General features: G+C 33.5%; 20 protein-coding genes and 1 pseudogene. 8 read left to right on the top strand and 13 right to left on the bottom strand.

Going from position 1 to position 24,885, the window contains the following annotated elements; all coding sequences use genetic code 11:
- The 7 genes and pseudogenes from FWJ34_RS07910 to FWJ34_RS07940 all read right to left on the bottom strand — a co-directional run.
- Positions 1–651: pseudogene (locus FWJ34_RS07910) on the bottom strand (hypothetical protein); the annotation flags it as partial.
- 45 nt (positions 652–696) lie between these two features.
- Entirely contained in the window at positions 697–1,113 is a 417-nt protein-coding gene (locus tag FWJ34_RS07915) for an Hpt domain-containing protein (RefSeq protein ID WP_308254782.1), read from the bottom strand.
- 109 nt (positions 1,114–1,222) lie between these two features.
- Positions 1,223–3,226, bottom strand: coding sequence for a HAMP domain-containing methyl-accepting chemotaxis protein (locus FWJ34_RS07920; RefSeq protein ID WP_308254783.1), 2,004 nt, complete (start codon positions 3,224–3,226; stop codon positions 1,223–1,225).
- Between the two features lie 23 nt (positions 3,227–3,249).
- Complete coding sequence (locus tag FWJ34_RS07925) at positions 3,250–3,807, bottom strand: chemotaxis protein CheW (RefSeq protein WP_308254784.1); 558 nt, start codon at positions 3,805–3,807, stop codon at positions 3,250–3,252.
- Between the two features lie 229 nt (positions 3,808–4,036).
- Positions 4,037–4,399, bottom strand: a complete 363-nt coding sequence (locus FWJ34_RS07930) for a response regulator (protein WP_308254785.1) — start codon at positions 4,397–4,399, stop codon at positions 4,037–4,039.
- Positions 4,400–4,761: 362 nt separating this feature from the next.
- Positions 4,762–6,123 (bottom strand): UDP-N-acetylmuramoyl-L-alanine--D-glutamate ligase, encoded by a 1,362-nt coding sequence (gene murD, locus FWJ34_RS07935; protein WP_308254786.1) that lies wholly within the window; start codon positions 6,121–6,123, stop codon positions 4,762–4,764.
- Positions 6,124–6,188: 65 nt separating this feature from the next.
- A complete protein-coding gene (locus tag FWJ34_RS07940) occupies positions 6,189–6,740 on the bottom strand; it encodes an RDD family protein (protein ID WP_308254787.1) in 552 nt (183 codons plus the stop codon).
- Between the two features lie 80 nt (positions 6,741–6,820).
- Here FWJ34_RS07940 and FWJ34_RS07945 point away from each other — a divergent pair, with 80 nt between their 5' ends.
- The gene (locus tag FWJ34_RS07945; RefSeq protein WP_308254788.1) at positions 6,821–7,042 is read left to right on the top strand and encodes a hypothetical protein; all 222 of its coding nucleotides are present in this window, start codon (positions 6,821–6,823) and stop codon (positions 7,040–7,042) included.
- Between the two features lie 297 nt (positions 7,043–7,339).
- The gene (gene ftsH3 / locus FWJ34_RS07950; RefSeq protein ID WP_308254789.1) at positions 7,340–9,190 is read left to right on the top strand and encodes an ATP-dependent zinc metalloprotease FtsH3; all 1,851 of its coding nucleotides are present in this window, start codon (positions 7,340–7,342) and stop codon (positions 9,188–9,190) included.
- A 146-nt stretch (positions 9,191–9,336) separates the two neighbouring features.
- On the opposite strand, the gene FWJ34_RS07955 is transcribed toward ftsH3, so the two are convergent.
- Positions 9,337–10,533, bottom strand: a complete 1,197-nt coding sequence (locus FWJ34_RS07955) for a tetratricopeptide repeat protein (RefSeq protein ID WP_308254790.1) — start codon at positions 10,531–10,533, stop codon at positions 9,337–9,339.
- A 175-nt stretch (positions 10,534–10,708) separates the two neighbouring features.
- Between FWJ34_RS07955 and serA the strand changes: the two genes are divergently transcribed.
- The 3 genes from serA (at position 10,709) to gshB (ending at position 13,837) form a co-directional block, all read left to right on the top strand.
- Positions 10,709–12,289 (top strand): phosphoglycerate dehydrogenase, encoded by a 1,581-nt coding sequence (gene serA, locus FWJ34_RS07960; RefSeq protein ID WP_308254791.1) that lies wholly within the window; start codon positions 10,709–10,711, stop codon positions 12,287–12,289.
- Between the two features lie 234 nt (positions 12,290–12,523).
- Positions 12,524–12,787, top strand: coding sequence for a glutaredoxin 3 (grxC, locus tag FWJ34_RS07965; RefSeq protein ID WP_308254801.1), 264 nt, complete (start codon positions 12,524–12,526; stop codon positions 12,785–12,787).
- Positions 12,788–12,871: 84 nt separating this feature from the next.
- A complete protein-coding gene (gene gshB, locus FWJ34_RS07970; RefSeq protein ID WP_308254792.1) occupies positions 12,872–13,837 on the top strand; it encodes a glutathione synthase in 966 nt (321 codons plus the stop codon).
- Positions 13,838–14,005: 168 nt separating this feature from the next.
- Here the strand turns inward: gshB and FWJ34_RS07975 are convergent, their stop codons facing one another.
- From FWJ34_RS07975 to FWJ34_RS07985, 3 genes are all read right to left on the bottom strand, one after another.
- Positions 14,006–15,004 carry an RNA polymerase sigma factor, RpoD/SigA family gene (locus tag FWJ34_RS07975; RefSeq protein ID WP_308254793.1) on the bottom strand — a complete coding sequence of 333 codons (999 nt, stop codon included), beginning with the start codon at positions 15,002–15,004 and terminating at the stop codon, positions 14,006–14,008.
- A 571-nt stretch (positions 15,005–15,575) separates the two neighbouring features.
- On the bottom strand, positions 15,576–16,442 hold the full coding sequence (locus tag FWJ34_RS07980; RefSeq protein ID WP_308254794.1) for an MOSC N-terminal beta barrel domain-containing protein: 867 nt from the start codon (positions 16,440–16,442) through the stop codon (positions 15,576–15,578).
- A complete protein-coding gene (locus tag FWJ34_RS07985) occupies positions 16,439–16,798 on the bottom strand; it encodes a helix-turn-helix transcriptional regulator (protein WP_308254795.1) in 360 nt (119 codons plus the stop codon). Before FWJ34_RS07985 ends, FWJ34_RS07980 begins: the two co-directional genes overlap by 4 nt.
- Before the next feature lie 100 nt (positions 16,799–16,898).
- Here FWJ34_RS07985 and FWJ34_RS07990 point away from each other — a divergent pair, with 100 nt between their 5' ends.
- On the top strand, positions 16,899–17,879 hold the full coding sequence (locus tag FWJ34_RS07990) for a hypothetical protein (RefSeq protein ID WP_308254796.1): 981 nt from the start codon (positions 16,899–16,901) through the stop codon (positions 17,877–17,879).
- A gap of 142 nt (positions 17,880–18,021) precedes the next feature.
- Positions 18,022–19,137 (top strand): hypothetical protein, encoded by a 1,116-nt coding sequence (locus FWJ34_RS07995; protein WP_308254797.1) that lies wholly within the window; start codon positions 18,022–18,024, stop codon positions 19,135–19,137.
- A gap of 239 nt (positions 19,138–19,376) precedes the next feature.
- On the opposite strand, the gene FWJ34_RS08000 is transcribed toward FWJ34_RS07995, so the two are convergent.
- Positions 19,377–22,508 (bottom strand): efflux RND transporter permease subunit, encoded by a 3,132-nt coding sequence (locus FWJ34_RS08000; RefSeq protein WP_308254798.1) that lies wholly within the window; start codon positions 22,506–22,508, stop codon positions 19,377–19,379.
- 165 nt (positions 22,509–22,673) lie between these two features.
- Here FWJ34_RS08000 and trpE point away from each other — a divergent pair, with 165 nt between their 5' ends.
- Positions 22,674–24,203: an anthranilate synthase component I gene (gene trpE, locus FWJ34_RS08005; protein WP_308254799.1), complete on the top strand. Its 1,530-nt coding sequence runs from the start codon at positions 22,674–22,676 to the stop codon at positions 24,201–24,203.
- A gap of 67 nt (positions 24,204–24,270) precedes the next feature.
- Here the strand turns inward: trpE and FWJ34_RS08010 are convergent, their stop codons facing one another.
- Entirely contained in the window at positions 24,271–24,555 is a 285-nt protein-coding gene (locus tag FWJ34_RS08010; protein WP_308254800.1) for a hypothetical protein, read from the bottom strand.
- Between the last annotated feature and the right edge of the window lie 330 nt (positions 24,556–24,885).

Raw genomic sequence — 24,885 nt, forward strand, 5'->3', positions numbered from 1 at the left:
CCCTAAAGATGGTGATGTTGAAGGAATAGGGGGAGCTGGAATTAATGAATTTTTACTGGGTAAATCAGTGAGAGAAGAAACAATATTTTCTAATTCTTCTAAATTTTTACTATCAATATTTTCTGGAGAAAATAAATCAAAATCGTCAAAACTTTGTTCAACAGCCAAATTATTCTCAAGGGGAAAATCCAGATTGATAGCAGAATCTAAAGCATCAGTCAAAGAGGAAAAATCTTCATGATTAAAATCAAAATTCAAACTATCAGAATAAAGACTCTCATCGATTAGATTAATTAACTCATCTCCTTGTAATTCAGAATGAAAACTCTCATCTACTAGGTTAATTAACTCATCCCCTTGTAATGTAGAAGGTAACTTGTCAAAACTACCACGCACCACTAAAGCATGAGAGCGTCGCCAAAGAATTAAAGCTGATTGAATCAAAGAATGAATCTGATCATCATTAGAAATAACCGCCTCTTGTTGAATAGACTCACAAAGTTGAATAAAAGGCTCTAAATTAGCCATACGTCCAAAAACTAGGAGTTTTTCTGAAGTCATCACCAAAGCTGATGATAATTCCTCAGAGGAAAGTTGACTTAATTTCCCTTCAAATTCATCTAAGATTGGTTCAACACCTTCCTCAAACATCAATAATTCTGCATTTAGGCCCTCACTTTGGGCAAAGAGTAAATCTTAATCTTCTTCTTGAATTTCTCCTAAATATTGGCTTAATTGAGTGAAAATAGGCTCAATATTCTTCTTCAACCAAGTTTCTTCCACCTCAGTACCTTGAAGGTATAAATTGCTAATTTTACGCATACCATCTAGCCCTAACAGGAGTAATGTTTCTATTTCCGTACTAATTTGGGTAGAGTGATGATGAATACGAAGAATTTTAAAAAAATCCTCCAAACGATGAGCAACATTACTTAAAGGGATAAAACCCATCATTGCCGCACCACCTTTGACAGAATGAGTCGCTCTCAAGGCTAAATCAAGGGTTTCTGGTACACCTGAAGAAAAACGAGCATCCAGGAGGGCTGATTCTATGGTGTGAAAGCAATCTTCTGCTTCTTCAAGAAAATTAAATCGAATTTGTTGTTGATCCATTGATAATAATTGGGAATAAGGAATTAACAATACCTATTACCTATTACCTATTAGTACGGTTTGAGCATTGTTCAATTTCTACATTACTTGTACTTTACTTAACCTTTAACTACTCAACCTTAAATTGCTCTACTACTGACTCCATCTGTTGTGCAACTTGAGCTGTTGCCTTAATTGATTTAGCAATTTCTAAAGAAGAGTTAAGTCTTTCCTCCGATTGTTGTGCAATTTGTTTCATTAATTCTGTCACAAGACGAGAAGTTTTAGCTTGAGATACGGTAGATTGGGAAATATTTTTCATTAGTTCATTAATACTGCGAGAACGATTCAATACTTGTTCTAGTCGTTGTTTTGTCGATTCTACCAAGCGAGTGGTATTTACTACCTGAGAAGTACCGGCTTCCATCGCTAAGGTAACTTCTTGAGTTTCTTGTTGGATTTCAGCCACTAATTGGGCAATTTGTTTTGTAGCACTGGCAGATTGTTGAGCTAATGCTCCTACTTGTTCCGCAACAATGGTAAAACCTTGCCCTTGTTCTCCGGCACGACTAGCTTCTACACTAGCATTAATGGCGAGTAAGTTGGTTTTCAGGGCAATTTCTTGAATTAGCGAAACTACTTGAGAAATATTTTGGGAAGATTCTCCTAAGCGTTTCATTTTTTTTGCTGTATTCCCTACTTTCGATCGCAAACTCAAAATACTAGCTACAGTTTCATCGATTACTTTTGAACCTTCCTGAGTTAGACTATAAGCATCATCAGCAAGAGTTGCCGCTTGATTAGCATTAGTAGCTACTTGTTGAATAGAAAGAGACATTTGTTGTACTGATTTAAGGGTTTTACGGGTTTCATCAGCTTCAGATAGAGTTTGTTCTGCTAATAGTTGAATTGATTGTTCATTTTCTCCTAAAGAAGAACTAACTTCAACACTAGATTCTTTGACTTGTACTGCTATCTCCTGTAAATTGTCAAGCATTGCATTACATAAGTCTGCTATAGTACTCATCTCCATAGAAGTTAAACTAGCTCTGACAGTCAAGTCACCATCAATAGCATATTGTAATTCATCCAATAATTGATAAATATCTTGTTCTAGTTTTTCTTTTTCCTGTCTTTGTTCATTGGCGATAATCTCTTGCTCTTTAAGGAGTTCATTAACTTTTTGTATTAAGATGTTAAAATTATCAGCTAAAGTGCGATTTTCTTCGGTGCCTTCTAAGTCTGCCCGAACATTTAAGTCTCCGGAGACTATTCGTTGAACTTTATTCGTTAGATTCATCAAGGGTTGAGAAAGAGTTTGAGCTAATAAGATAATGTTAGCAACCGCTAAAAATCCTAAAAAAATAGAAATACTGATAAAGAGAATAATTAATTCACCACCTATTTGAGTAATTTCTCCTTGATTAATAGAAATAGAAACGATAATATTACTATTAGGAATGGGGATAAAATTAAAATATCGGCCCTGATACTCAAAAATTAATAATTTAGTATCGGTTTTTTGTCGTGAGTTTTCTAGCCTTACTTTAGAAATTTCTCTTAATTGCTTTAAGGAAGCCAAAACAGTTGGAGAATTTTTAGCTTGTAAGGATTGGGAAAAAATCTTTGCAACATTTCCAAGAGTGTTATCCTCCGTCATTATTGTCGATAAATTAACATCTTGAGGGGTAAGAGTAGTTAAAATTTTTCCAGTGTTTCCGTCTATAAGTTGTAATATTTGAGAACCAGAAAGCTGAAAACCGAGAAATCTCGCTAGTATATCTTTTATTCCTTGAATGATTAAGGGGTTATTGTTTTGAATTTGAGGATTATTTTTGGAGATATTTTCTAAAAATATTTGTGTTGTTTCCTTTGTGACAAAAGCAATGTTTTCCATTTTGGTTAATTGGTTTTGTTGTTCTTGATAGCGAGTAAAATTAATTCCAATTAAACTGACTACTACTAAAGGAATAAGAGTTGTCGGTACAACAGTCAATAATAACCGTTGACGTAAACTACCACCACCTCTTTTAACGGGATCATTTGAAAATTCCGGTGATTGAGGGATGAGAGTTTCTTGATTGTCTGTTAGTGATGGAGATACCTTCACTAATTCTGGGGAGGAAGTATTCATCTTTTTTTTGTTATGGATAAAATTTAAAAAGTTTTTTGAATAATAGTTGCTATATCTAATATCGGTAGTGATTCTTGTTCCGTTATGAACCATCCTTGTAGATAAGGAGTTAAAATGGAGAAAAATTGTTCTTTAGGAAGATACTCCAAAGGAGATTTTAATTCTTCTTCTAGTACTCTTGTCACCCCAATAATTTCGTTAACAGCTAAACCTAGTAAAATTTCTGGTTGAGAATCCGATAATTCAGGGATAGAAGAGGAAACACTAATAATGACTATATAATACCTTTGTGTCTGCAATGGTAAAGCTGAAAACCCCAAAAGTTGAGGTAAATCAATAAGACAAAAAACCTGATCACGAGAACTCATCAATCCCAATACGAAAGGTGACATTTGAGGGATAGCAGTAATTTGTTCAGCTTCTACTACTAAAGATTCTCTGACATACTCTAGAGAAAATAATGTAGTTACTCTATTTGCTAGTTGACAACGAAGATAAAGACTGCCGGGTAAATCATCAGATTGAAATAATTGAGGTAATAACTCTTCTAGGTTTGATAAAGAAAAGGATATTGAAGACATACTTTTAAATGTCCAAAATTAATGGTGTGTTTACCTTGTAAAAAAAATAAAAAGCAAGAGGCAAAAAGGATTATCAATAATTTTAATTAATGTTAAAATATATAAGCTATTTTGCGAATAGTAAGTAAGTACACAAAATTAACCGATGCCCTTTGTTTTTCTCAAATCTATGATAACAAGGCATTTAAACCTCTTGCCTATATACAATTAATTTTGCACTGGTACTTAGCTATTCCATCACTTGTTTAATTACGTTTATAATTTCTTCTTGAGTAAACGGTTTGACAATATAGGCTTTTACCCCTTGTTTTGTCGCCCACATTCGATCAACATCTCGATTTTTTGCTGTACAGGCTACAACGGGAATATCAATTGTTTCAGGATTTTTTTTTAATTGTCGGCATAAATATAAGCCCCCCATTCCGGGCATCATCCAATCTGTGACGACTAAATCAGGTTTACTATCGGCAACTTTTTCTAAGGCTTGTTTTCCGTCAGTGGCGGTTTCTACGGTATAACCGGCTGAAGTAAGATATGCACTAATCAAATCTAATTCTGATTTTAAATCATCGACAACTAATATTTTACTCATCAATTTTTCTTTCAATAAATTATAACTAATTATTATCTATTACTTATTACTGATAACTTATAGTAGAATTTAGAAATACTAATTCAGAATTAAAATACATATATAAAAAGACTTCAAGCCTAACTATCTATACCTCATAATTCTAGCAAACGGCATTGTATAACAATTTGACATTACTTAATCCAGTATTAGACACAAGTGGAAAATAAAAATAAAAATCTATTTTTGGTGGGAAATTATCAATTTTAATAACTATTGCCTATTGCCTGACTTCTGTAAGACGTCTATTGATTAAGCAACAAAAAATTAACTCTTCTAATAATTCTTTCTTTTTTTGAGATTATACCACAAGTTACCTAACCTTATTTTATTTTTAAGCACAATTGTCGAAAATCATCCCCTCGGTGTTCAAAACTACGATATTGATCAAAACTAGCACAAGCAGGAGAAAGTAATACTACTTTTGCCCCTTTTTCTTCTGCTAATTCTTTACCTCTGAAAACAGCTTTATCCATTGTTTTTACAATTTCATATTTTTGAAAACCAGATTTGTCTAACTTTTCGGCAAATAAATCCCCCGCATCACCTATTAGTAAAACTGAGGCACATTTTTTTTTAATTTTATCTATCCAAGCAGTATCATCACCTTCTTTAGCTTCTCCTCCAGCGATAAGAATTACTGGAGATTCCACAGAGTCTAAACCAACTTCAGCGGCATCATAATTAGTGGCTTTACTATCGTTAATATAGGCAACACCGTTAATAGTTTTGATTAATTCTAAGCGATGAGGTACACCGGTAAATGATGATATAGTTTCTACGATCGCACTTTTACTTACTCCAGCTAACTTAGCGGCAGCAGTTGCCATTAAAAGATTTTGTAAATTGTGTTTTCCTACCATTTTAAATAAAGAAATGGGGGCAATTAATTCTTGAAAAGCAACAATCCAAGAATCCTCTAAATAAACTCCTTTTTCTATATCACCTAATAAATAATTTTTTCCTTTTAAACTTGTCCAATAAGTATTTTTCCAGTCTAAATTTAAACCAAAATTATGTAAATAAGGATCATCTCCATTTAAAATTTTATAATGAGATCTTTGCAGTAAACTAGCTTTTATATTATGATAGTTTTCGAGGGTTTTATGCCTAGCTAAATGATCGGGAGTAAAAGTAGTCCAAATGCCAATTTTAGGGGATAATTCTTGAGAAGATTCGATTTGATAACTACTAATTTCCGCTACTACCCATTCAAGAGGATTTTCTAACACCGATAAAGCTAATTCACAAGCTGCATAACCGATATTTCCACAAGCTGAAGTTTTAATTTTTCCTGCTTTTAACATAGCTTCAATTAGTGCTGTAGTGGTGGTTTTACCATTTGTGCCTGTAATGCCAATCCAAGGGTAAGGTTTTAAATATTGCCATGCTAATTCCATTTCGCCAATAGTTTTTATCCCTTTTGCTCTGGCTTCTACTAGGATAGGAATATCATAAGCAACTCCCGGACTAACAATGATTAATTCAGGAAAATTTTTGGCATTTAATTCTAGATTTTGCCCTAATTTAACGGTGATATTTTCTGTTGCTAAATTATTTTTTATTTCCTCCAAAGATTTTGATTTTGAACAGTCATAGATAGTTACTTCATAATTATTTTTATTTAAAATTCTAGCCGCAGCAATACCTGATTTTCCCAAACCAATAATACCAACTTTACCCATTTATTTGTTTATTTATTCTTAAAAATTAATCAATTATTCAAAGATAGTTTTTCTATTTTAACTGGTTATTTATATTTTCTTCTATTTTTTTGCCAAGTTTTCCTTGCTTCTCTAAATAACTTTTTCAGTCTTAAATCTAAAGAAAATCCTCTCTTTGTCTGAGTAATAATCGTACCACTAATGCGATCATGAAATGCCTGATTATATTGATCATCGGTAAAAACTGTTAATCCATCAAGAACTAAAGGGGTAGCAAATAGAATCATTAACAAAAAATCTTGAAAGTTAATCTTGAAAGCAATCATCATCAAAAAAGCACCAATGGCAATAATTCCTTCTCTTTTTGTCAAATTAAGTAAAGGAGGAAGACGATTAAATTGAACATCGACAATTTTTAAATCCATGGCCCAACGCCCTAAACTTTGCCCTTTATTCTTATCCACGATAATTACTCTCAAAATTAACCATAGCAAAGTAAAGATGAGAAATTCTAAGAAAATGTTAGTTATTAGGGAGGATATGATCCAAACTACCACAAAATCAATCAAAAAAGCATAAGTACGACGATCGAAGGGAGCTTTTGGCGATCGCCTAAATTGGATTTCTTCGCTGTACATGACTAAAGTTAAATTTTTTTGTTTAAAATGAAAGTGGATCTGCTAATATAGATCTTAGTGTATTAGGGGAATGTGTGACTATGACTAGATTAAAACGTTGGGAGTCTCCCCGACGAGAAGGGAGAAACGATAAAGGAAAGGGAGGGGCCGCCAAGAAAAAACAATGGCAAAAACGCCTTAAAACCTTAAGAAATAAGCTAAAAAATAATCAACAGGGGGGAGTTAATTCTTCCCTTTTTTTATGGGAATTTTTGCTTAATTCAGGTTTGGGAACTTGTCAAATAAACGTTACTTTGAATTAGTAGGGAAACTTGACTCTACTTTAACCAGCCATTTCGATGGTAGTAAATAAGCAATACTTAAAATATATTTTGTTGTTAATGTTATTTTATATATTTTTTTGATAATAGATAATATATATTATTAAATTTTAGATCAACCTTCGGAAAACTCTACATCATAAATTCTGAGAAATTTACCTAAAAACTCTTAACATAAGTTAACATAGAACTTAAAGATAATAAAAATAACCTCAAAACTCGCATTAACTAAGCGTAATTGATCAAATAAGTATAAATATATTAGGAGGCTATCCACTGGTGAGTAAGAATAATAATAAAAAGTGGCGTAATGTTGGACTCTACGCAATTTTAGCCGTAGTAGTTGTCGCCCTAGGCACGGTTTTTTTAGATCGTCCTCAAACTAATCAATTAACTTGGAAGTATAGTGAATTTATTAATGAAGTTCAAGCTGATAAAGTTGAAAGAGTAAACTTAAGTGCTGATCGAAGTGTAGCCATAGCGACTGCCAGAGATGGACAAAGATTTTTAGTAAACTTACCCAATGATCCTCAATTAATTGATATTTTGTCGGCAAATAAGGTAGATATTTCTGTTTTACCTCAAAGTGATGAAAGTTTTTGGTTTAGAGCCTTAAGTAGTTTATTTTTCCCTATTTTACTATTAGTCGGTTTGTTTTTCTTACTTCGTCGTGCTTCCAATGGTCCTGGTTCTCAAGCTATGAATTTCGGTAAGTCGAAAGCTAGAGTACAAATGGAACCCCAAACTCAAATTACTTTTAATGATGTAGCAGGAATTGAACAAGCTAAATTAGAGTTAACGGAAGTTGTGGATTTCTTAAAAAATGGAGAACGTTTTACTGCTATCGGTGCAAAAATTCCTAAAGGTGTCTTATTAGTAGGCCCTCCGGGTACGGGTAAAACCCTTTTAGCTAAAGCGGTGGCGGGAGAAGCAGGTGTTCCTTTCTTCAGCATATCTGGTTCAGAATTTGTCGAAATGTTTGTTGGTGTGGGAGCTTCTCGTGTTCGTGATTTATTTGAACAAGCAAAACAAAACGCTCCTTGTATTGTATTTATTGATGAAATCGATGCAGTAGGTCGTCAACGGGGTGCAGGTTTAGGGGGTGGTAATGATGAACGAGAACAAACTTTAAACCAATTATTAACCGAAATGGATGGTTTTGAGGGTAATACTGGTATTATTATTGTTGCTGCCACTAACCGCCCGGATGTCCTTGATTCTGCTTTATTACGTCCGGGACGTTTCGATCGCCAAGTGGTAGTTGATCGACCTGATTTCGCTGGTCGTACAGAAATTTTAAATGTTCATGCAAGGGGTAAAACTTTGGGTGCAGATGTAGAATTAGAAAAAATCGCCCGTCGTACTCCAGGTTTCACAGGTGCAGATTTATCTAACCTACTCAATGAAGCCGCTATTTTAGCAGCTCGTCGTAACTTAACAGAAATCTCAATGGATGAAATTAATGATGCCATAGATCGAGTTTTAGCAGGTCCAGAGAAGAAAAATCGGGTAATGAGTCAAAAACGGAAGGAATTAGTAGCCTATCATGAAGCAGGACACGCTTTAGTAGGTGCATTAATGCCAGACTATGATCCTGTCCAAAAAATCAGTATTATTCCTCGTGGCCGAGCTGGAGGTTTAACATGGTTTACTCCTAGCGAAGATCGCATGGAATCGGGCTTGTATTCTCGTTCTTACTTACAAAATCAAATGGCTGTAGCTTTAGGAGGAAGAATAGCTGAAGAAATTATTTTCGGCGAAGAAGAAGTTACAACCGGTGCATCTAACGATTTACAGCAAGTAGCAAGAGTTGCCCGTCAAATGATTACCCGTTTCGGTATGAGTGATCGTTTAGGTCCTGTAGCATTAGGTCGTCAAAATGGTAACGTATTCATGGGACGTGATATAGCATCTGATCGAGATTTCTCAGATTCTACTGCTTCTGCCATTGATGAAGAAGTGAGCAAGTTAGTAGATCAAGCATACCAAAGAGGTAAACAAGTGCTATTAGAAAATCGTGCAGTTTTGGATAAGTTAGCAAATATGTTGATTGAAAAAGAAACCGTTGATGCTGATGAGTTACAAGATATTCTGAACAATAGTGAAGTAAAAATGGCTGCTATTGCGTAAGTAATGAGGAATGAGGAATGAGGAATACTTAGATCTTGTAGATCAATTCAAAACCCACTGTAAAATTTATTTGAGTTTTTTCATTTTATTTCAAGGAGGTTTTTCATTTATTTTTGCAAGATCTAAGTATTATTAATTTTCAACTTCTAATTTTTAACAGTTTGAATTTGGTTAATTTTATCTAAAAAATAATTTTCTTTATAACTAAGGCTACGAGCAATTGCTAAGGCTTTTTCAAAGGATTTAAGAGCTAAAGGATAATCTTGTTTTTTATTATAAATTATGCCCATATAATCATAAGTATTCATTAATCCATAAAAATTATAGGATAGTTGTTCAACTTTAATTAATTCCTGATAAATTTCTAAAGCTGAGTCTAATTGTTCATATTCTTGATATATTATTCCTAATTTTCTTAAGGCATCTCCAGCAACGGCATATTGTTTTAAGTTCCATGCCATATTAAATGCTTCTTGATAAGATTTTGTCGCTTCTTCAGGTTTTTTCAAGGTTTTATAATCGTCACCGATAGCAATTTTTAATAATGATAAAGCCAATAAATTTTGATTTTTAAGATAATTTTGAGCTAATTCTTGTTTATATTTAACTGCATTTTCAGGTTGAACGATCGCTCCACTAATTTCAGCTAATTGTTGCAAATAAATTCCTTCCGCTAAATAATCTTGTTCTAATCTTGAGATATTTAATAATTCTTGATAAATGGGTTCAGCACGATAATAGTCGAATTTGGCTAAATAAAATTTTCCCAATTTTTCTAAACTTATTTTTAGTGGTTCAGTCTGATTATTTAACCTTGCTAATTCCACATTTTGTTGATGAATAACAATAGATTTATCTAAATTATGCAATGCCTCAAAAGCGGCGATAAATAAAGGTAATAATTCCTGATTAATTTGATTATTTTTAGTAAATTTTGATTCAACAATTAATAGCCTTTCCGTTAAAAAGTTAATATCTTGATTACGACTTTTATCCCAAGCAAATTTACCTACTCTAGCAATTAGTTCTAATTCACTATTTACTCCTAGGGATCTACTTAAATTTATAGCTTTATACCATAATCCAAAAGCTAAATCATCATTACCAGCAGATAATTCTGCTTCTGCTAAAGTATCTAATTCAGTAATTTTTTCTTGGATTTTTTTCTTTTCTAAATTACTTAAATCTCTTTTTACTTTTGGGATTAATTCATCTTCAAAATTAACAGTTAAAGGGTTGACTAATTCTGGAGTTTGTGCTAGGGAAATATTAGATTGAAAAATTAAAATAAATAGTGTAGATAAAAAGCAAATTTTTAAAGTTTTGTGTGTAAAGAAATTCATAGAGTTGAGAGCATTAAAATAGAGAATAATGTGAGAATGGAGTGTAGATAAAGATTATAGCTTACAGTCAATTTAACAGACAGGTAAGGATAATAATGGTAAAATAGAGAGTGCGATGAATACCTTTAGATAAATTATCGCAAAAGATAAAGTAAAACATATAGTTAATTTTAAAATGGCAAAAGTTCTAGTATCCGACTCCGTGGATGAAACGGGGATTAAAATTCTATCTCAAGTAGCTCAAGTGGATGTCAAAACAGGATTATCACCTACTGAGTTAGTAAATATTATTGGTGATTACGATGGTTTAATGATTAGATCGGGTACTCAAGTTACTCAAGAAGGAATCGAAGCGTCAAATCAACTAAAAATTATTGGTCGTGCGGGGGTTGGAGTTGATAATGTAGGTGTACCTGCGGCGACTCGGAAAGGGATTGTAGTAGTAAATTCTCCGGAAGGAAATACAATTGCTGCGGCTGAACACGCTTTAGCGATGATGCTATCACTTTCTCGTCACATTCCGGAGGCAAATCAATCCGTCAAGGCGAAAAAATGGGATCGCAAAAACTTTATGGGGACAGAAGTTTACAAAAAGACTTTAGGAGTTGTGGGTTTAGGAAAAATTGGTTCTCATGTTGCCAAGGCAGCTAAAGCAATGGGGATGAAAATTTTAGCCTATGATCCTTTCATTTCTCAAGAAAGAGCGAATCAATTAGGTTGTACGTTAGTGGATTTGGATATGATTTTTTCTGAATCCGATTATATTACCCTTCATGTACCCAAAACCAAAGAAACAGCTAACTTGATCAATAGTAAATCTTTAGCCAAAATGAAACCTACGACTAGAATCATTAACTGTTCTCGTGGTGGTATTATTGATGAAGATGCTCTTTATGAAGCCTTAGCTAATGGACAAATTGCGGGGGCAGCTTTAGATGTATTTTCTGCCGAACCGTTGGGGGAATCTCGTTTAAGAGAATTAGGTAGCAATGTAATTTTAACTCCTCATTTAGGTGCATCTACGGCAGAGGCTCAAGTGAATGTAGCCATTGATGTTGCTGAACAAATTAGGGATGTATTACTAGGTTTACCTGCCAGAAGTGCAGTAAATATACCCGGATTAAGTCCTGATGTAATGGAAAAACTTCGTCCTTATATGCGTTTAGCGGAAACTTTAGGAAATCTTGTGGGGCAGTTAGCCGGTGATCGCATTGAAAGTTTTAATGTAAAGTTACAAGGGGATTTAGCCGACAATAATAGTCAACCGTTAGTAGTTGCGGCCATTAAAGGGTTATTATCAAACGCATTACGAGAAAGAGTTAATTATGTGAATGCGGCCATTGAAGCAAAAGAAAGGGGTATTCACATCATCGACTCCAGAGACGCAACCATAAAAGATTATAGTAACTCTATCTATTTAGAAGCCACAGGCACAAAAGGCACTCATTCCATTAGGGGGGCATTGCTGAATGAAGGTGAAATTAGAATTACCAACCTGAATGACTTTCCGGTTAACGTGCTTCCCAACAATTATATGTTATTTACTTTACACAGAGACATGCCCGGTATTATTGGGAAAATAGGGTCTTTATTGGGTAACTTTAACGTAAACATTGCTAGTATGCAAGTAGGGCGTAAAATAGTAAGGGGGGATGCGGTAATGGTGTTAACCATTGATGATCCTTTACCAGACGGTATTATAGAAGAAATTATCAAAGTGCCAGGAGTAACAGATGCTTATACAGTAAGTTTATAAGGAATAAAGAATAAATAATAGACACGAGTGCAAAATAAAAATTAAAATCTGTTTTAGATGGGAAATTATCAATTTTAATAACTATTGCCTGAAGAATTTAGAATTTAGAATGAAGATTTTACCATTCCCGATTGCCCATTGCTCATTGCCACGACTTGTGCAACCAGTCTAATAAATAATAAGTAATAAGTAATAAGTAATTAAAAAGAACTGATTTTGAACATTAAAAATTATATGAGTGCCAAAATAGAAATTTACACTTGGAGTACTTGCCCTTTCTGTAATCGGGCAAAGGCTTTGTTAAATCAAAAACAAGTAGAATTTATCGAATATTGTATCGATGGGGATAGGGAGGGGAAAATGAAAATGTCAGAAAGAGCGAATGGAAGAACTAGCGTTCCCCAAATTTTTATTAATAACAATCATATTGGCGGCTGTGATGATTTATTAGAAATTAACGAAAGGGGAGAATTAGATAAAATATTACAAGAAAATTAGTTAAGTGAGCAAAAAAATCCTTTGCGCCTTTGCTCCTTTGCGAGAAAAAAACACTCCATCCCTAAACTCAAATAACTTCAGAATATGAAATTTGTCTTTATTATAGATCCCATTGGGAAACTAGATCCCACCCATGATAGCAGTATAGCAATGATGGAGTCAGCCCAAAATCTAGGTCATGAAGTCTATGTCACTTCTATTAATGGGCTCAGTGTGATTAACGGAAAAGCCTATGCTCATTTACAAAAAGTAACCATGAAGCCAGTAATATTAGTCCAGAATCATTGGCAAATAGAAGAAAATTGGTATTCATTGGAAGAGTTAGTCTTTTTACCCCTTGAATCTTGTGATGCGGTGTTCATGCGTAAAGATCCACCAGTTAACACTCCTTATCTTTATGCTACTTATATTTTAGACTTAATTGATCCTCGAAAAACAAAAGTTATCAATTCACCTCAAGGGATTCGTGCCGCTAATGAAAAAATGTACGCTTTACAGTTTCCTTCGGTTATTCCTTCTACCATCGTCACTCAAAGTAAATCTGTCATTGCTGATTTTTTAGCAGAAAAGAAGGCGGTAATTGTTAAACCCCTTGGAGGTAAAGCTGGAGAGGGTATTTTATTTTTAAAACAAGGCGATCGCAATTTTAACTCTTTAATTGAAATTAGTACGAAACAAGGGCAGGAACCGATAATGGTACAAGAATATTTACCTGCGGCCCAAGAAGGAGATAAAAGGATTATTTTATTAAACGGTATGCCTATTGGTGCTGTAAATCGTATTCCTACGGGAAAAGAATTTCGAGGGAATATGGCTGTAGGGGGAAGAGTTGAGAATACACAAATAACAGAAAAAGAAATAACTATTTGTGAAACCCTTGCACCAAAATTAATCGAAGATGGTTTATTTTTTGTGGGGATAGATGTAATTGGCGGTTATTTAACGGAAGTAAATGTAACAAGCCCGACGGGTATTCGAGAAATTGATCGTTTAAATAATGTTAATTTAGGAGAACAAGTTATTAAAGCTGTTTATTTACAAGGAAGATAATTGCTCATTACCATTAATTTGTAGTTCAATTGAACGAACAGTGATTCTTACCGTTGAAATTGATTTCAAGGCAGTTTATGGGCGGTAATTTGGAATTGCTAACAAGAGGTTTAAACCCCTTGCTAATGGTGAAAACCTATTAATTTTAATGAGAAAGTAAGTTTTCATTTAAGTTGCAACAATGTATTCTTTTACAGTACCACGTTTTTTGCGTAGATGTGCTAAGGCTTGTTGTTCTAATTGACGTACTCTTTCACGGCTAATACTCATTCTTTGCCCAATTTTGGCTAAAGATAATTCTTTACCGTCATCTAACCCAAATCTTAGTTTTACTACTTGTTGTTGTTGGGGTGTTAATTCTCCTAACAATTTGTGTAAATCTTGACGCATCAACTCTTGAGTTATATAGTTATCAGGGGAAATGCCATCATCCTCTAATAATTCTGATAACTCAGTATCTTGATTATCTCCGACTCTTACATCTAAAGAGATAGGTTGACGAGCTATGCTAAAATATTCTCGAATTTGAGCAGGTTCTAATTCTAAAGCAATCGCAATTTCATTAGGAGAAGGACTTCTGCCCAATTTTTGAGATAATTCTCTTTGGGTTTTTTTAATTTTATTTAGTTTTTCAGTTATATGAATAGGCAAACGAATAGTTCTTGCTTGTTGGGCGATGGCACGAGTAATCGCTTGACGAATCCACCAGTAAGCATAAGTAGAAAACTTGAAGCCTTTGGTAGGGTCAAATTTTTCCACCCCTCTTTCTAAACCTAAACTTCCTTCTTGGATTAAGTCGAGAAACTCCATATTTCTTTTTTGATATTTTTTAGCGATGGCAACCACTAAACGTAAATTCGCCTCAATCATTTTCTGTTTGGCGCGTTTACCTTGATGAATAATTTTTTTAATTTGATTAAGATCTTTCTCTACCGCATTTGCCCATTCTTCTGTAGTCGGTTCACGATCTAATTCTTGTGTCAATTGTTCTTTTACATGGTACAAAGCCATCATTTGTTGTACTTGTTTTCCAAAAATAATCTCCTGTTCATGACTTAAAAGGGGAACTTTGCCAATTTCTTGTAGATAGGTACGCACCATATCTACTGTGTTGACTTTGCGTTTATCAATGTCATTTATTTTAGCGGTAACTTTGGCAGTGGACATAGGGCTTATTTTCTCCTAACTTCAAGCTCGATATTATTTTCAGAATCAGATTGTTTTTACAAGCAACCTTTATATTCATTCCCTGGAAATGGTAATGACTTGTACTTAGTATTACTAATTATTTTACTGTTTCTTTAGACGTTAATTTGTTAATAAAAGTTCATTTTTGTGTTTTTTTTTAGGGAAATTGTGTTAATCTATTAGTGTTAGTCAATGATTAACCAAGAGTTTTGTAAATTTTCGTTACAACTTATTTATATAATGACAGATTTAAAATTTAACTGTTAGCCTAGTGAATGAGGGATCACCGAACCTAAAATAAGTAATTACACAAAGTTACAAGTAATAAAAGTAATAAGCATTGTGGGTAATTTTAATAAATTTTACAGTGTACAATTTATTGTTGTTGAGACTTATAAACATCAATCATGGAATTCCTTAAATGTTAGTAAGCCCTTATAATATTAGCATACCCAAAAATTTGTCTAAAACTATATTTCTTAAGGAAAATATTAGTAATTTTTCAGAAATATTTACATTTCATTTTAAGATAGGCTAGGATGATTTACTTTTAAGTTTTGAGTTGATCTCCTATTTGTATGATGCCATTATTTGTAGCAATAAGATTTTGTCCAAACATAATTCCTTCAGAAGTATTGCGAAAATTGCTTAAAGTTAGTAATGGTTCTTTGTCAGGATTTCTGTTGCCATTTTTTTGATCAGTAGTAATAACCAGACAACGACTGCAAGGTTTAACCACCTGAAATTTAACTTCATTTATCTGAATCTGTTTCCATGTATCTTCAATAAAAGATTCTGAGGTTTCAACGACTATATTAGGACGAAAACGATCCATCGTAATTTTAAATTTTTCCTCAGAATATTTATTTTTTAAACGTTGGTTTAATTCCTCTAAAGATGCTGTATTTGTTAAGAGAAAAGGAAAACCATCAGCAAAACTAACAGGTTGATTTTCTTGGGTGCTATAATCACGATTAATTGCCCGAATATGTTGATCAGATTGTTGTACTAATCTACAAGATATATCTATTTTTAAAGCATTTTTAAACCAATTTGCGACTTCATTTCCTTGATCAATTGCTATAGTGTTATCACGCCAAATTTTAACATTCATCAAGTTTTTGTTAATACAAGGAGTTAATTTAAAAGGAGATAAACGATAATCTTCACAGCTTAAATATAGCTGATTTTCAGCAATTTCTACTTTAATAGTTGCCAGTTGAGGATATTCTCTTTGAGTTAAAAATTTACCTTTTTCATCTACTAACATAAATTGACGATCATAAAATGGTGCTGCGCGATTATCAAAAGCAGGTTGAAAAAAATCTCGTAAACCTTTAGGAGTAATTTCAGCTTTTGTTAAACTAATTCCTTGACAAGATTTAATAGGATAAAAAAATATATTGATTATTTTCATAGAGGACATTTTTTCTCCATTATTTTTGCTTGTTGAAATATTTTAGTGGCAAATTCAGGATTTTCTCTCATGCGCCGAAATAGTAAAGGCATATTTTGATAATGTTGCTTAATTAAATCTTCATCTTCTGAAGGAATGCGCCCGGCTAAAAATATTAACTCATTCTCTTCTAAGTCAAGACAATCCGCTAATTTTCTAATTAACTCCTCTTTTGGTGCATAATCAGGGCGATTATTTTCTAATTTGGAAAGGTAGGTAAAATCTATGCCTAACTTTTTCGCTAAATCTCTTTGAGTATAGCCTTTCTGTTTTCTAGCTTCCTTAATTAATATCCCAAAATCCATTATTGTTATCATTTTTTTTGATTTGAATAAAAAATCAACATTTAGTTGACGAAAAAATCAACATTAGTTATTATGATAATATCATGTTGAATAAAAAGTCAAGTTTAAGATTATGACTCAAATAGAAGTAAAATACAGTAAAGAGCAGATAATGTCAGCTTTTGGGCAATTGTTAGCTGAATATCAACTGAAGCAGTCGAAAATTGAGACTAAAGAGGAAACCGTTGAAAAGGAAAAAAATAAGGCTTTGTTAGCGAAAGTTGCTGATTATACCGTTAATAATATTGTTAATAGTATGGCGACTTTGCAGTTAGATTTTAGTAATTTAACCAAAGAAATAGCTAATCGATTACAAACAGAATCTGAGATTTTAACGGAATTAAAAAAAGCCATTACCGTTGAGACAGAAAAATTAGCAGAATTACAAAAAATTCGTTTAGCCGCTGATGCTTTATATATTTTAAGACAAGAATATCAAGAAAGATTAAAGTCTTTAGAAACGCAAATTGAAACTGCTAAAAATAATATAATTTTACAACGAGAAAAATTCCGTAAAAATTGGGAAAAAGAAGATGCAGAATTTACCTTAAAAATAGCAGAAGAATTGGAGCTTTTAACACAACAAAGAGAACAACTTGAAGCTGATTTTATGTATCAGACTGAATTAACAAGAAAGATTCAAAATGATGAATATGAAGAACAAAAAAGAGTTCAAGAAAGAGAGTTAAGATTAGCTAATATAGATAAAAATAAAGTTTGGCAGGAAAGAGAAAGTATCTTAGTTAGTCAAGAAGAAGAATTTAATAATAATCAGACAAAAATTGAAGGTTTTGATGAACAAATTAAGACGGAAGTTAATAAAGCACGTAGTGAAGCCATTAAAGAAGCTGACAGAGAAGCTCAAGTTAAAGTTAATTTAATTGAGAAAGAATGGGAATCAACCAAGCAAGGTTATGAATTTAAACTCCAGTCTTTAGAAGCTAAAATTCAGCAACAAAATGAACAAATAGAAGCGATTATTACTCAACTTCAAAACGCTACAACTCAGGCTCAAAATTTAGCTTTAAGAGCTTTTCAACCTAATAATAATTAATTAATTTAACCTCCTTAAAAGTAGGTGAGCAATGCTCATAATTATCTAAGTAATAAGTCGAGTTAACATTTTTCACAATTATATCAATATCAAGGACTAGAGTCCTTACTACGAACTTTGTCAATAATAAAAGGTAAAAAATATGGCAATTAATTCTAAAAGTACCAAAGCAGAAATTTTAGCCGCTTATCAAGAATTAGAGCAAGAAAAAACTAATTTACAAAAGCAAGTAGAATTAGTACAAAAACAAGCTCAAGTACAACAAAAAGCTGTAGAAAATGCTAAAAATTTCATGGCTAATAATCCTGTTAAATCTGCTATTAAACCTCCTGAAAATATCCCTATAAAACCCATGAATAAAATTAATAATATTGAGCAAGTTATTGAAAATTTAGAGCAATTACAAGTAGGTTTTGGTAGTGCGGTTAGTCAACTTTCTGAGCAATTAATTACCGAAGCATCAAGTTTAGAAAAGTTAGAAGATAATATTCAATTTGAACTAGATCAATTACAAGAATTGCACGATTTAGACACTATTGAAGATGATACTTTAAATACTTTATTGGCTACTTATGATGAAAGTACTAAAAACTTATCTAATGAGTATAATCAACGGCAGGAAACTTTAGAACAAGAATTAGAAACTTTAAATAAAGAATGGTTAAAAGAACAGGAAAATAAACAACGAGAAATTAAACTTCGTAATGAAAATTATGCTAAAAATAAACAACGAGAAAATGAAGAATATCAATATAATTTAACTTTAACTCGACAATTAGATCAAGAAAATTATGAACAAGAGTTAAATCAACTTTATAAAACTTTAGAAGAAACCCGTCAAGAACAAGAAAAACAGTGGCAAAATCGAGAGAAAGATATTAGTGATCGAGAAAAAGAATATGCCGTTGCTAAACAAAAAGTTGAAGAATTTGAAGCAAAATTAGAGACAGAAATTAAAAAAGCGAAAGAAGAAGGCAAAGGAATTGGTAACTATCAAGCGAAAATAAAAACTGATTTAAGACAGAAAGAAATTGAAGGAGAAACCCAAAATTATCAACTCAGAATTCAAGCCTTAGAATCAACTATTTTAAGTAATGAAAATCGCTTAAATAATCTCTCACAACAATTAGATTCTGCTTTAAAACAAGTTCAAGATTTAGCGGTTAAAGCTATCGAAGGAGCATCAAATCGTAACTCTTTTGAAGCAATGAAAGAAGTTGCTCTCGAACAAGCCAAAAGTCAGGCAAAAAGTAAATAATTAATGATGAATTAGCAAGGGGTTTAAACCTCTTGTTAGAAATTACTAATACATAAAAATTACTGTATAATACCCATCTTTTATCAAACTCTGAATCAACTATAGTAATCCTAAATCATTGGTGAAGAATTAAAAATTAAAAAATAAATCTGTAAATCTTACTATACCGTCAAAGCTGACCACTGAAAGCTGATAGCTAACATCTCTTTAAATCTCACAACTCACATAGGATTGCTATATTAATTATTTAATGCTTCTTTTTTGATGAATATTTTTTCAGTATTGCTTTTTATTACAATATATAAAATAGGTACAACAAATAAACTTAAAAAAGTGGCAATTAACATTCCTCCAAAAACAGCAGTACCTAAAGATTGGCGGCTTCCAGCCCCAGCACCAGTAGCAATTACTAAGGGAAAAATACCGACTAAAGTTGAAATTGCTGTCATTAAAATAGGTCTTAATCGCTGTTTTGAAGCCTCGATTACTGCTTTAACAATGGGTAAACCTTCCTCTCTTAATTGGTTAGCAAATTCGACAATTAAAATCGAGTTTTTACTGGCTAATCCGATTAACATTACTAAGCCAATTTGACAGTAAACATCATTAGGAAATCCTCTAAAGGTTTGAGCTAAAATCGCTCCTAAAATCGCTAAAGGTACTGCTAACATAATGATTAAAGGATCAATGTAATTCTCATATTGTGCCGCTAAAACGAGGAAGACAAATAATAACCCTAAACCAAAAATGACGATTGCTAAATTTCCGGCACTGATTTCTTCTAATGAAATACCTGTCCATTCATAGCCAAATCCTGACGGAAAAACTTGTTTGGTTAAATTATCTACTGTTGTAATCGATTGTCCAGAACTGAAGCCCGGAGCGGTTGAGCCGTTAATTTCAATGGAACGAAATAAATTGTAGTGCTGTATTTCTTGTGCACCAGTAACGGGGGTAACAGTAACTAAATTGGATAAAGGTATCATCTCATTATTAGCAGAACGAACGTATAATTTACTAATATCGTTAGGGTTAGAGCGAAATTGTTGATCAGCTTGTAAATAAACTCGATAGGTGCGTTGTTGCATAGAAAAATCATTTACATATTCACCCCCCAAAGCCGTTTGTAAAGTGCTAAAAATATCATCTAAATTTACTCCCAAAAGTTTTGCCCTTTCTCGGTTAACTTCAATGGATAATTGAGGGCTATTGGCGGCAAATTGAGTAAAAACCCTTTGTAATCCTTCCGTTTGATTAGCAATCCCTAAAAATTGTCCCATGGTTGCTACCATTGATTCTAAATCAACATTAACACGACGATCTTGTAACTGAAAGGTAAAACCACCAAAAGTGCCTAATCCTTGAATAGCCGGAGGATTCAGAGGAATAATTCGGGCTTCAGGAATCATGGCAAATTTACCGAACAACTTATCTGTAATCGCTTGTACCGTTTGATCTGGATTACTACGCTCATGCCAAGGTTTAAGAGGAGTAAAAATAATTCCTTGATTAGGAGTGCTTCCCCCAAAACTAAAGCCACCAATGGCAAAGGTAGCAACAACTTCAGGCATTTGCAACATTTCGGCTTCTACTTTTTTCATCACCTCGCTAGTATATTGCAAAGAAACTCCTTCAGGTGCTTGAATAAGAGTGATAAAGTATCCTTGATCTTCTTCGGGTAAAAAAGCGGTAGGAGTATTGGTGTATAACCATCCTGTAAAACCAATTAAAGCAATAAAGATACCAATTACAAACAATTTAAAATGAGTTAAGAATCGTAAAGATTGATCATATCCTTGAGTTACCCACTCAAGAAAACGGTTAAAAGTATTAAAAATTGGTGCTAACCATGCAGGAGGGTGTTGCCCTTTGCGTAACAGTAAAGCACACAGAGAAGGAGTCAGAGTCAGGGCTAAAAAAGTTGAAATGAGGATCGAAAAGGCAATAGTTAAGGCAAATTGACGATATAGTGCCCCTGTCGTACCCGGAAAGAAAGCAACAGGAATAAATACCGCCATCAATACCAAAGAAGTAGCAATAACTGCCCCAAATAATTGCTTCATGGATAAACTAGAAGCCTCGTGGGCTTCCATATCTTTTTCTTGTATATAACGATGTATTTGCTCTACTACTACGATCGCATCATCTACTACCATCCCCGTAGCTAGAGTTAAACCAAATAAGGTTAAGGTATTGATGGAAAAACCAAAGACTTTGACAAACGCAAAAGTACCGATCAAAGATAAAGGAAGGGTTAAAGAAGGAATTAAAGTTGTGCGCCAATCTTGCAAAAATGCAAGGATAATTAACACCACCAAGCCAATAGAAATGAATAGGGTGATAACTACCTCTTTCATGGATTCTTCAATAAAAGCGGTAGTATCAAAGGCTAATTTTGCTTGAATGCCTTGAGGAAATTCTTGAGATAACTTTACCATTTCAGCTTTAACCTTATGAGCTACCTGTAAAGCATTAGAGCCGGGTAACTGATATACACCAACCCCTACAGCTTCTAAACCTCTAAAGCGTAATAAAGCCCCGTAATCTTGTGAACCAAGTTCCACCCTACCCACATCTTTAAAGCGAACTATACCGCCATTTTCATCGGTTTTAAGGATAATATTTTCAAATTGTTCAGGATAAATCAGTTGACTAACGGCTTTGAGATCAAGTTGGTACTCTTGTCCTTGGGGTGCTGGTTCAGAGCCAATTTTTCCTACTCCTACTTGAATATTTTGCTCTGATAATGCCCTAGTTACATCAATAGTTGTTAAACTTCTACTCGCAAGGCGACGAGGATCAAGCCATAAGCGCATAGCATAACGTCTTTCACCAAAAATCCTCACATTACCAACACCTTCAATTCTTTTAATGGCATCCACAATGTAGCGATCAGCGAAATTACTCAGAAAAGTATTATCATATTCTTTATTGTCACTAAATAAACCAAATGCCATTAAAAGATTATTAGATTGTTTACTAACACTCACCCCTGTTCTTTTGACTGCATCTGATAGCTGAGATTCCACAATAGAAACTTGATTTTGTACATCAACGGCGGCTAATTCTTTATTGCGATTAGCTTCAAAAGAAGCTATAATATTGCTAGTACCATCATTACTGCTAGTGGAGGAAATATATTTTAAACCTTCTACTCCATTAATTTGCCTTTCGAGAATATTCGTAACGGTATTTTCCACTACTTCAGCGTCTGCACCTTCATACCTGGCAGTTACCTGAATTTGAGTAGGGCTAATATCGGGAAAGCGATCGACTGGTAAGACAAAAATACTAATTATACCCACCAAAAAAATAATTAGGGCACAAACGGTAGAAAAAACGGGACGTTTAATAAAAAAATCTACAAACATAATTTTTTAGGTTTTGATTTGGCGTAATTCTCAGTTTAACTAAAATACCTTTAATAATTTTTCAAGTCAGTGAACTACAAAAATAGTGAGAAAAGCGAGAAAAAATCAGCAGACATTTTTAAGGTAAAATCAAAATATTAAATTCAATCATTTTGTTTGGTGATCATGATTTTTCCTGATTTCTCCGAATTTTCGGCGTTAACTCATAAGGGTAATTTTATCCCTATCTATCGAGAATTGGTGGCAGACTTAGAAACTCCTGTCTCAGCATGGTATAAAGTATGTGCTGATCAACCCTACAGTTTTTTACTAGAATCAGTGGAAGGAGGAGAAAATTTAGGAAGATATAGTTTTTTAGGTTGTGATCCTGTATGGATATTAGAAGCTAAAGGTAATCAAACTAGACAAGTTCATCGTAATGGCAAGGTAGAAACTTTTATTGGTAGCCCTTTTGATCTGGTCAATAATTGTTTAGAATCCATTAAACCTGTTAATTTACCTCAATTACCTTCTGGCATTGGTGGTTTATTCGGTTATTGGGGTTATGAACTTATATCATGGATTGAGCCAAAAGTCAAGATTTATCCTCCTCAAGAAGGAGATTTACCTGACGGAATTTGGATGCAGATGGACAATTTTATTATTTTTGATCAGGTTAAACGCAAAATTTGGGCGATCGCCTATGCTGATTTAAGGCAGGAAAACCTTACCTTAGAGGAGATTTATGATCAGGCTTGTGACAAAATTACCAAATTAGTATTAAAATTACAATTACCTTTACCAGTATTAGCAAAACCCCTAGAATTTAACCCTAGTCAGAATCAAGAATCTCAAAGTATTAACTATACAAGCAACACCACAAAAGAAGCATTTTGTCAAAATGTTGAAAAAGCAAAAGAATATATTAAAGCAGGAGACATCTTTCAAGTTGTTATTTCGCAACGGTTACAAGCTCAGTATCAAGGAGGGAACCCTTTTGAATTATATCGCTCATTACGGTTAATCAATCCCTCACCTTATATGGCTTATTATAACTTTAACGGTTGGCAAATTATTGGCTCTTCCCCTGAAGTAATGGTAAAAGCCACAAAAACCCCTGAAGGAAAAACCAAAGCAGTATTACGACCGATTGCAGGAACAAGACCTAGAGGAAAAACCCATGAGGAAGATCAAGCATTAGCTACAGAATTGCTACATGATCCCAAAGAAATCGCCGAACACGTTATGTTAGTAGATTTAGGCAGAAATGACTTAGGTAGAGTTTGTGCGAAAGGAAGCGTTAATGTTGATGAATTAATGGTAATTGAACGTTATTCTCATGTCATGCACATTGTCAGTAATGTTGTCGGAGAATTAGCTAAAAATTATACCCCTTGGGATTTATTAAAAGCAGCATTTCCAGCGGGTACAGTAAGTGGTGCACCGAAAATACGGGCAATGGAAATTATCAATGAATTAGAACCTGAAAGACGAGGCCCTTACTCTGGTGTTTACGGTTATTATGATTTTGAAGGGCAACTTAATACTGCCATAACTATTAGAACTATGATTGTGGAAAGGGTAAGTAATGAAAATTATCGAGTATCTGTTCAATCAGGAGCGGTGTTGGTAGCCGATTCAGATCCAGAAACAGAATATCAAGAAACTTTAAATAAAGCAAAGGGTTTACTTGAAGCTATTCGTAGTTTAAGTTAATCATCAGAAAAATTAGGGGATAAATCTCTTACTACAGGCCGATTAAATATATTTTTCCTAAAGGTAATTAATCTCGTTTTCTTTTTAGAGGCGGTAAGGGTGTTAAATCGCTCCTAGCGGGATTAAGATAACGTCTTGAAGTGGTTACAGAAATAATTTTTTGGTTTTTTTGTATCTGTAACCATCGCATCCAACCGCCGATGATAACTAACAATATTCCTAATGATAATAGAGTCCAACGTTCACTGAAACCGCCTAAGATAGCATCCATCGCACCAAAGGTAAAGATAAACGCTGATATTTTTTCTTTTTGATAGATTAATTTTAACTTTCTAGTTAGTTTCACATTCATCTAATTTGATCATTTTTACTATATATCTTTAATTTTATCTTACGGGGTTAGAGATCGTTGACAAACTCTCCCAAGTGGTTGATTTAATTCCATTTAATCCTTCGCTTTCACGCCAGAAAAAAAATGTTGACAAATGAAGTATAAAATTTGGACTAAAGTTTACTGATTATCTGCGGGTGCGTACTATTGATTGACGGCGATCGATTGACAATATTTAGACCTGAGTTCGACATAAAATTATCGGTGAAGATGAGACTAGGAGACTAACGAGGAGACTAGAAGACTAGGAAATAATTCACTTAAACATTATTAAAATTGATTTTCGACAAT

Origin of the sequence: Geminocystis sp. GBBB08 (assembly GCF_016743215.1) — a bacterium.
Taxonomy (GTDB): domain Bacteria; phylum Cyanobacteriota; class Cyanobacteriia; order Cyanobacteriales; family Cyanobacteriaceae; genus Geminocystis.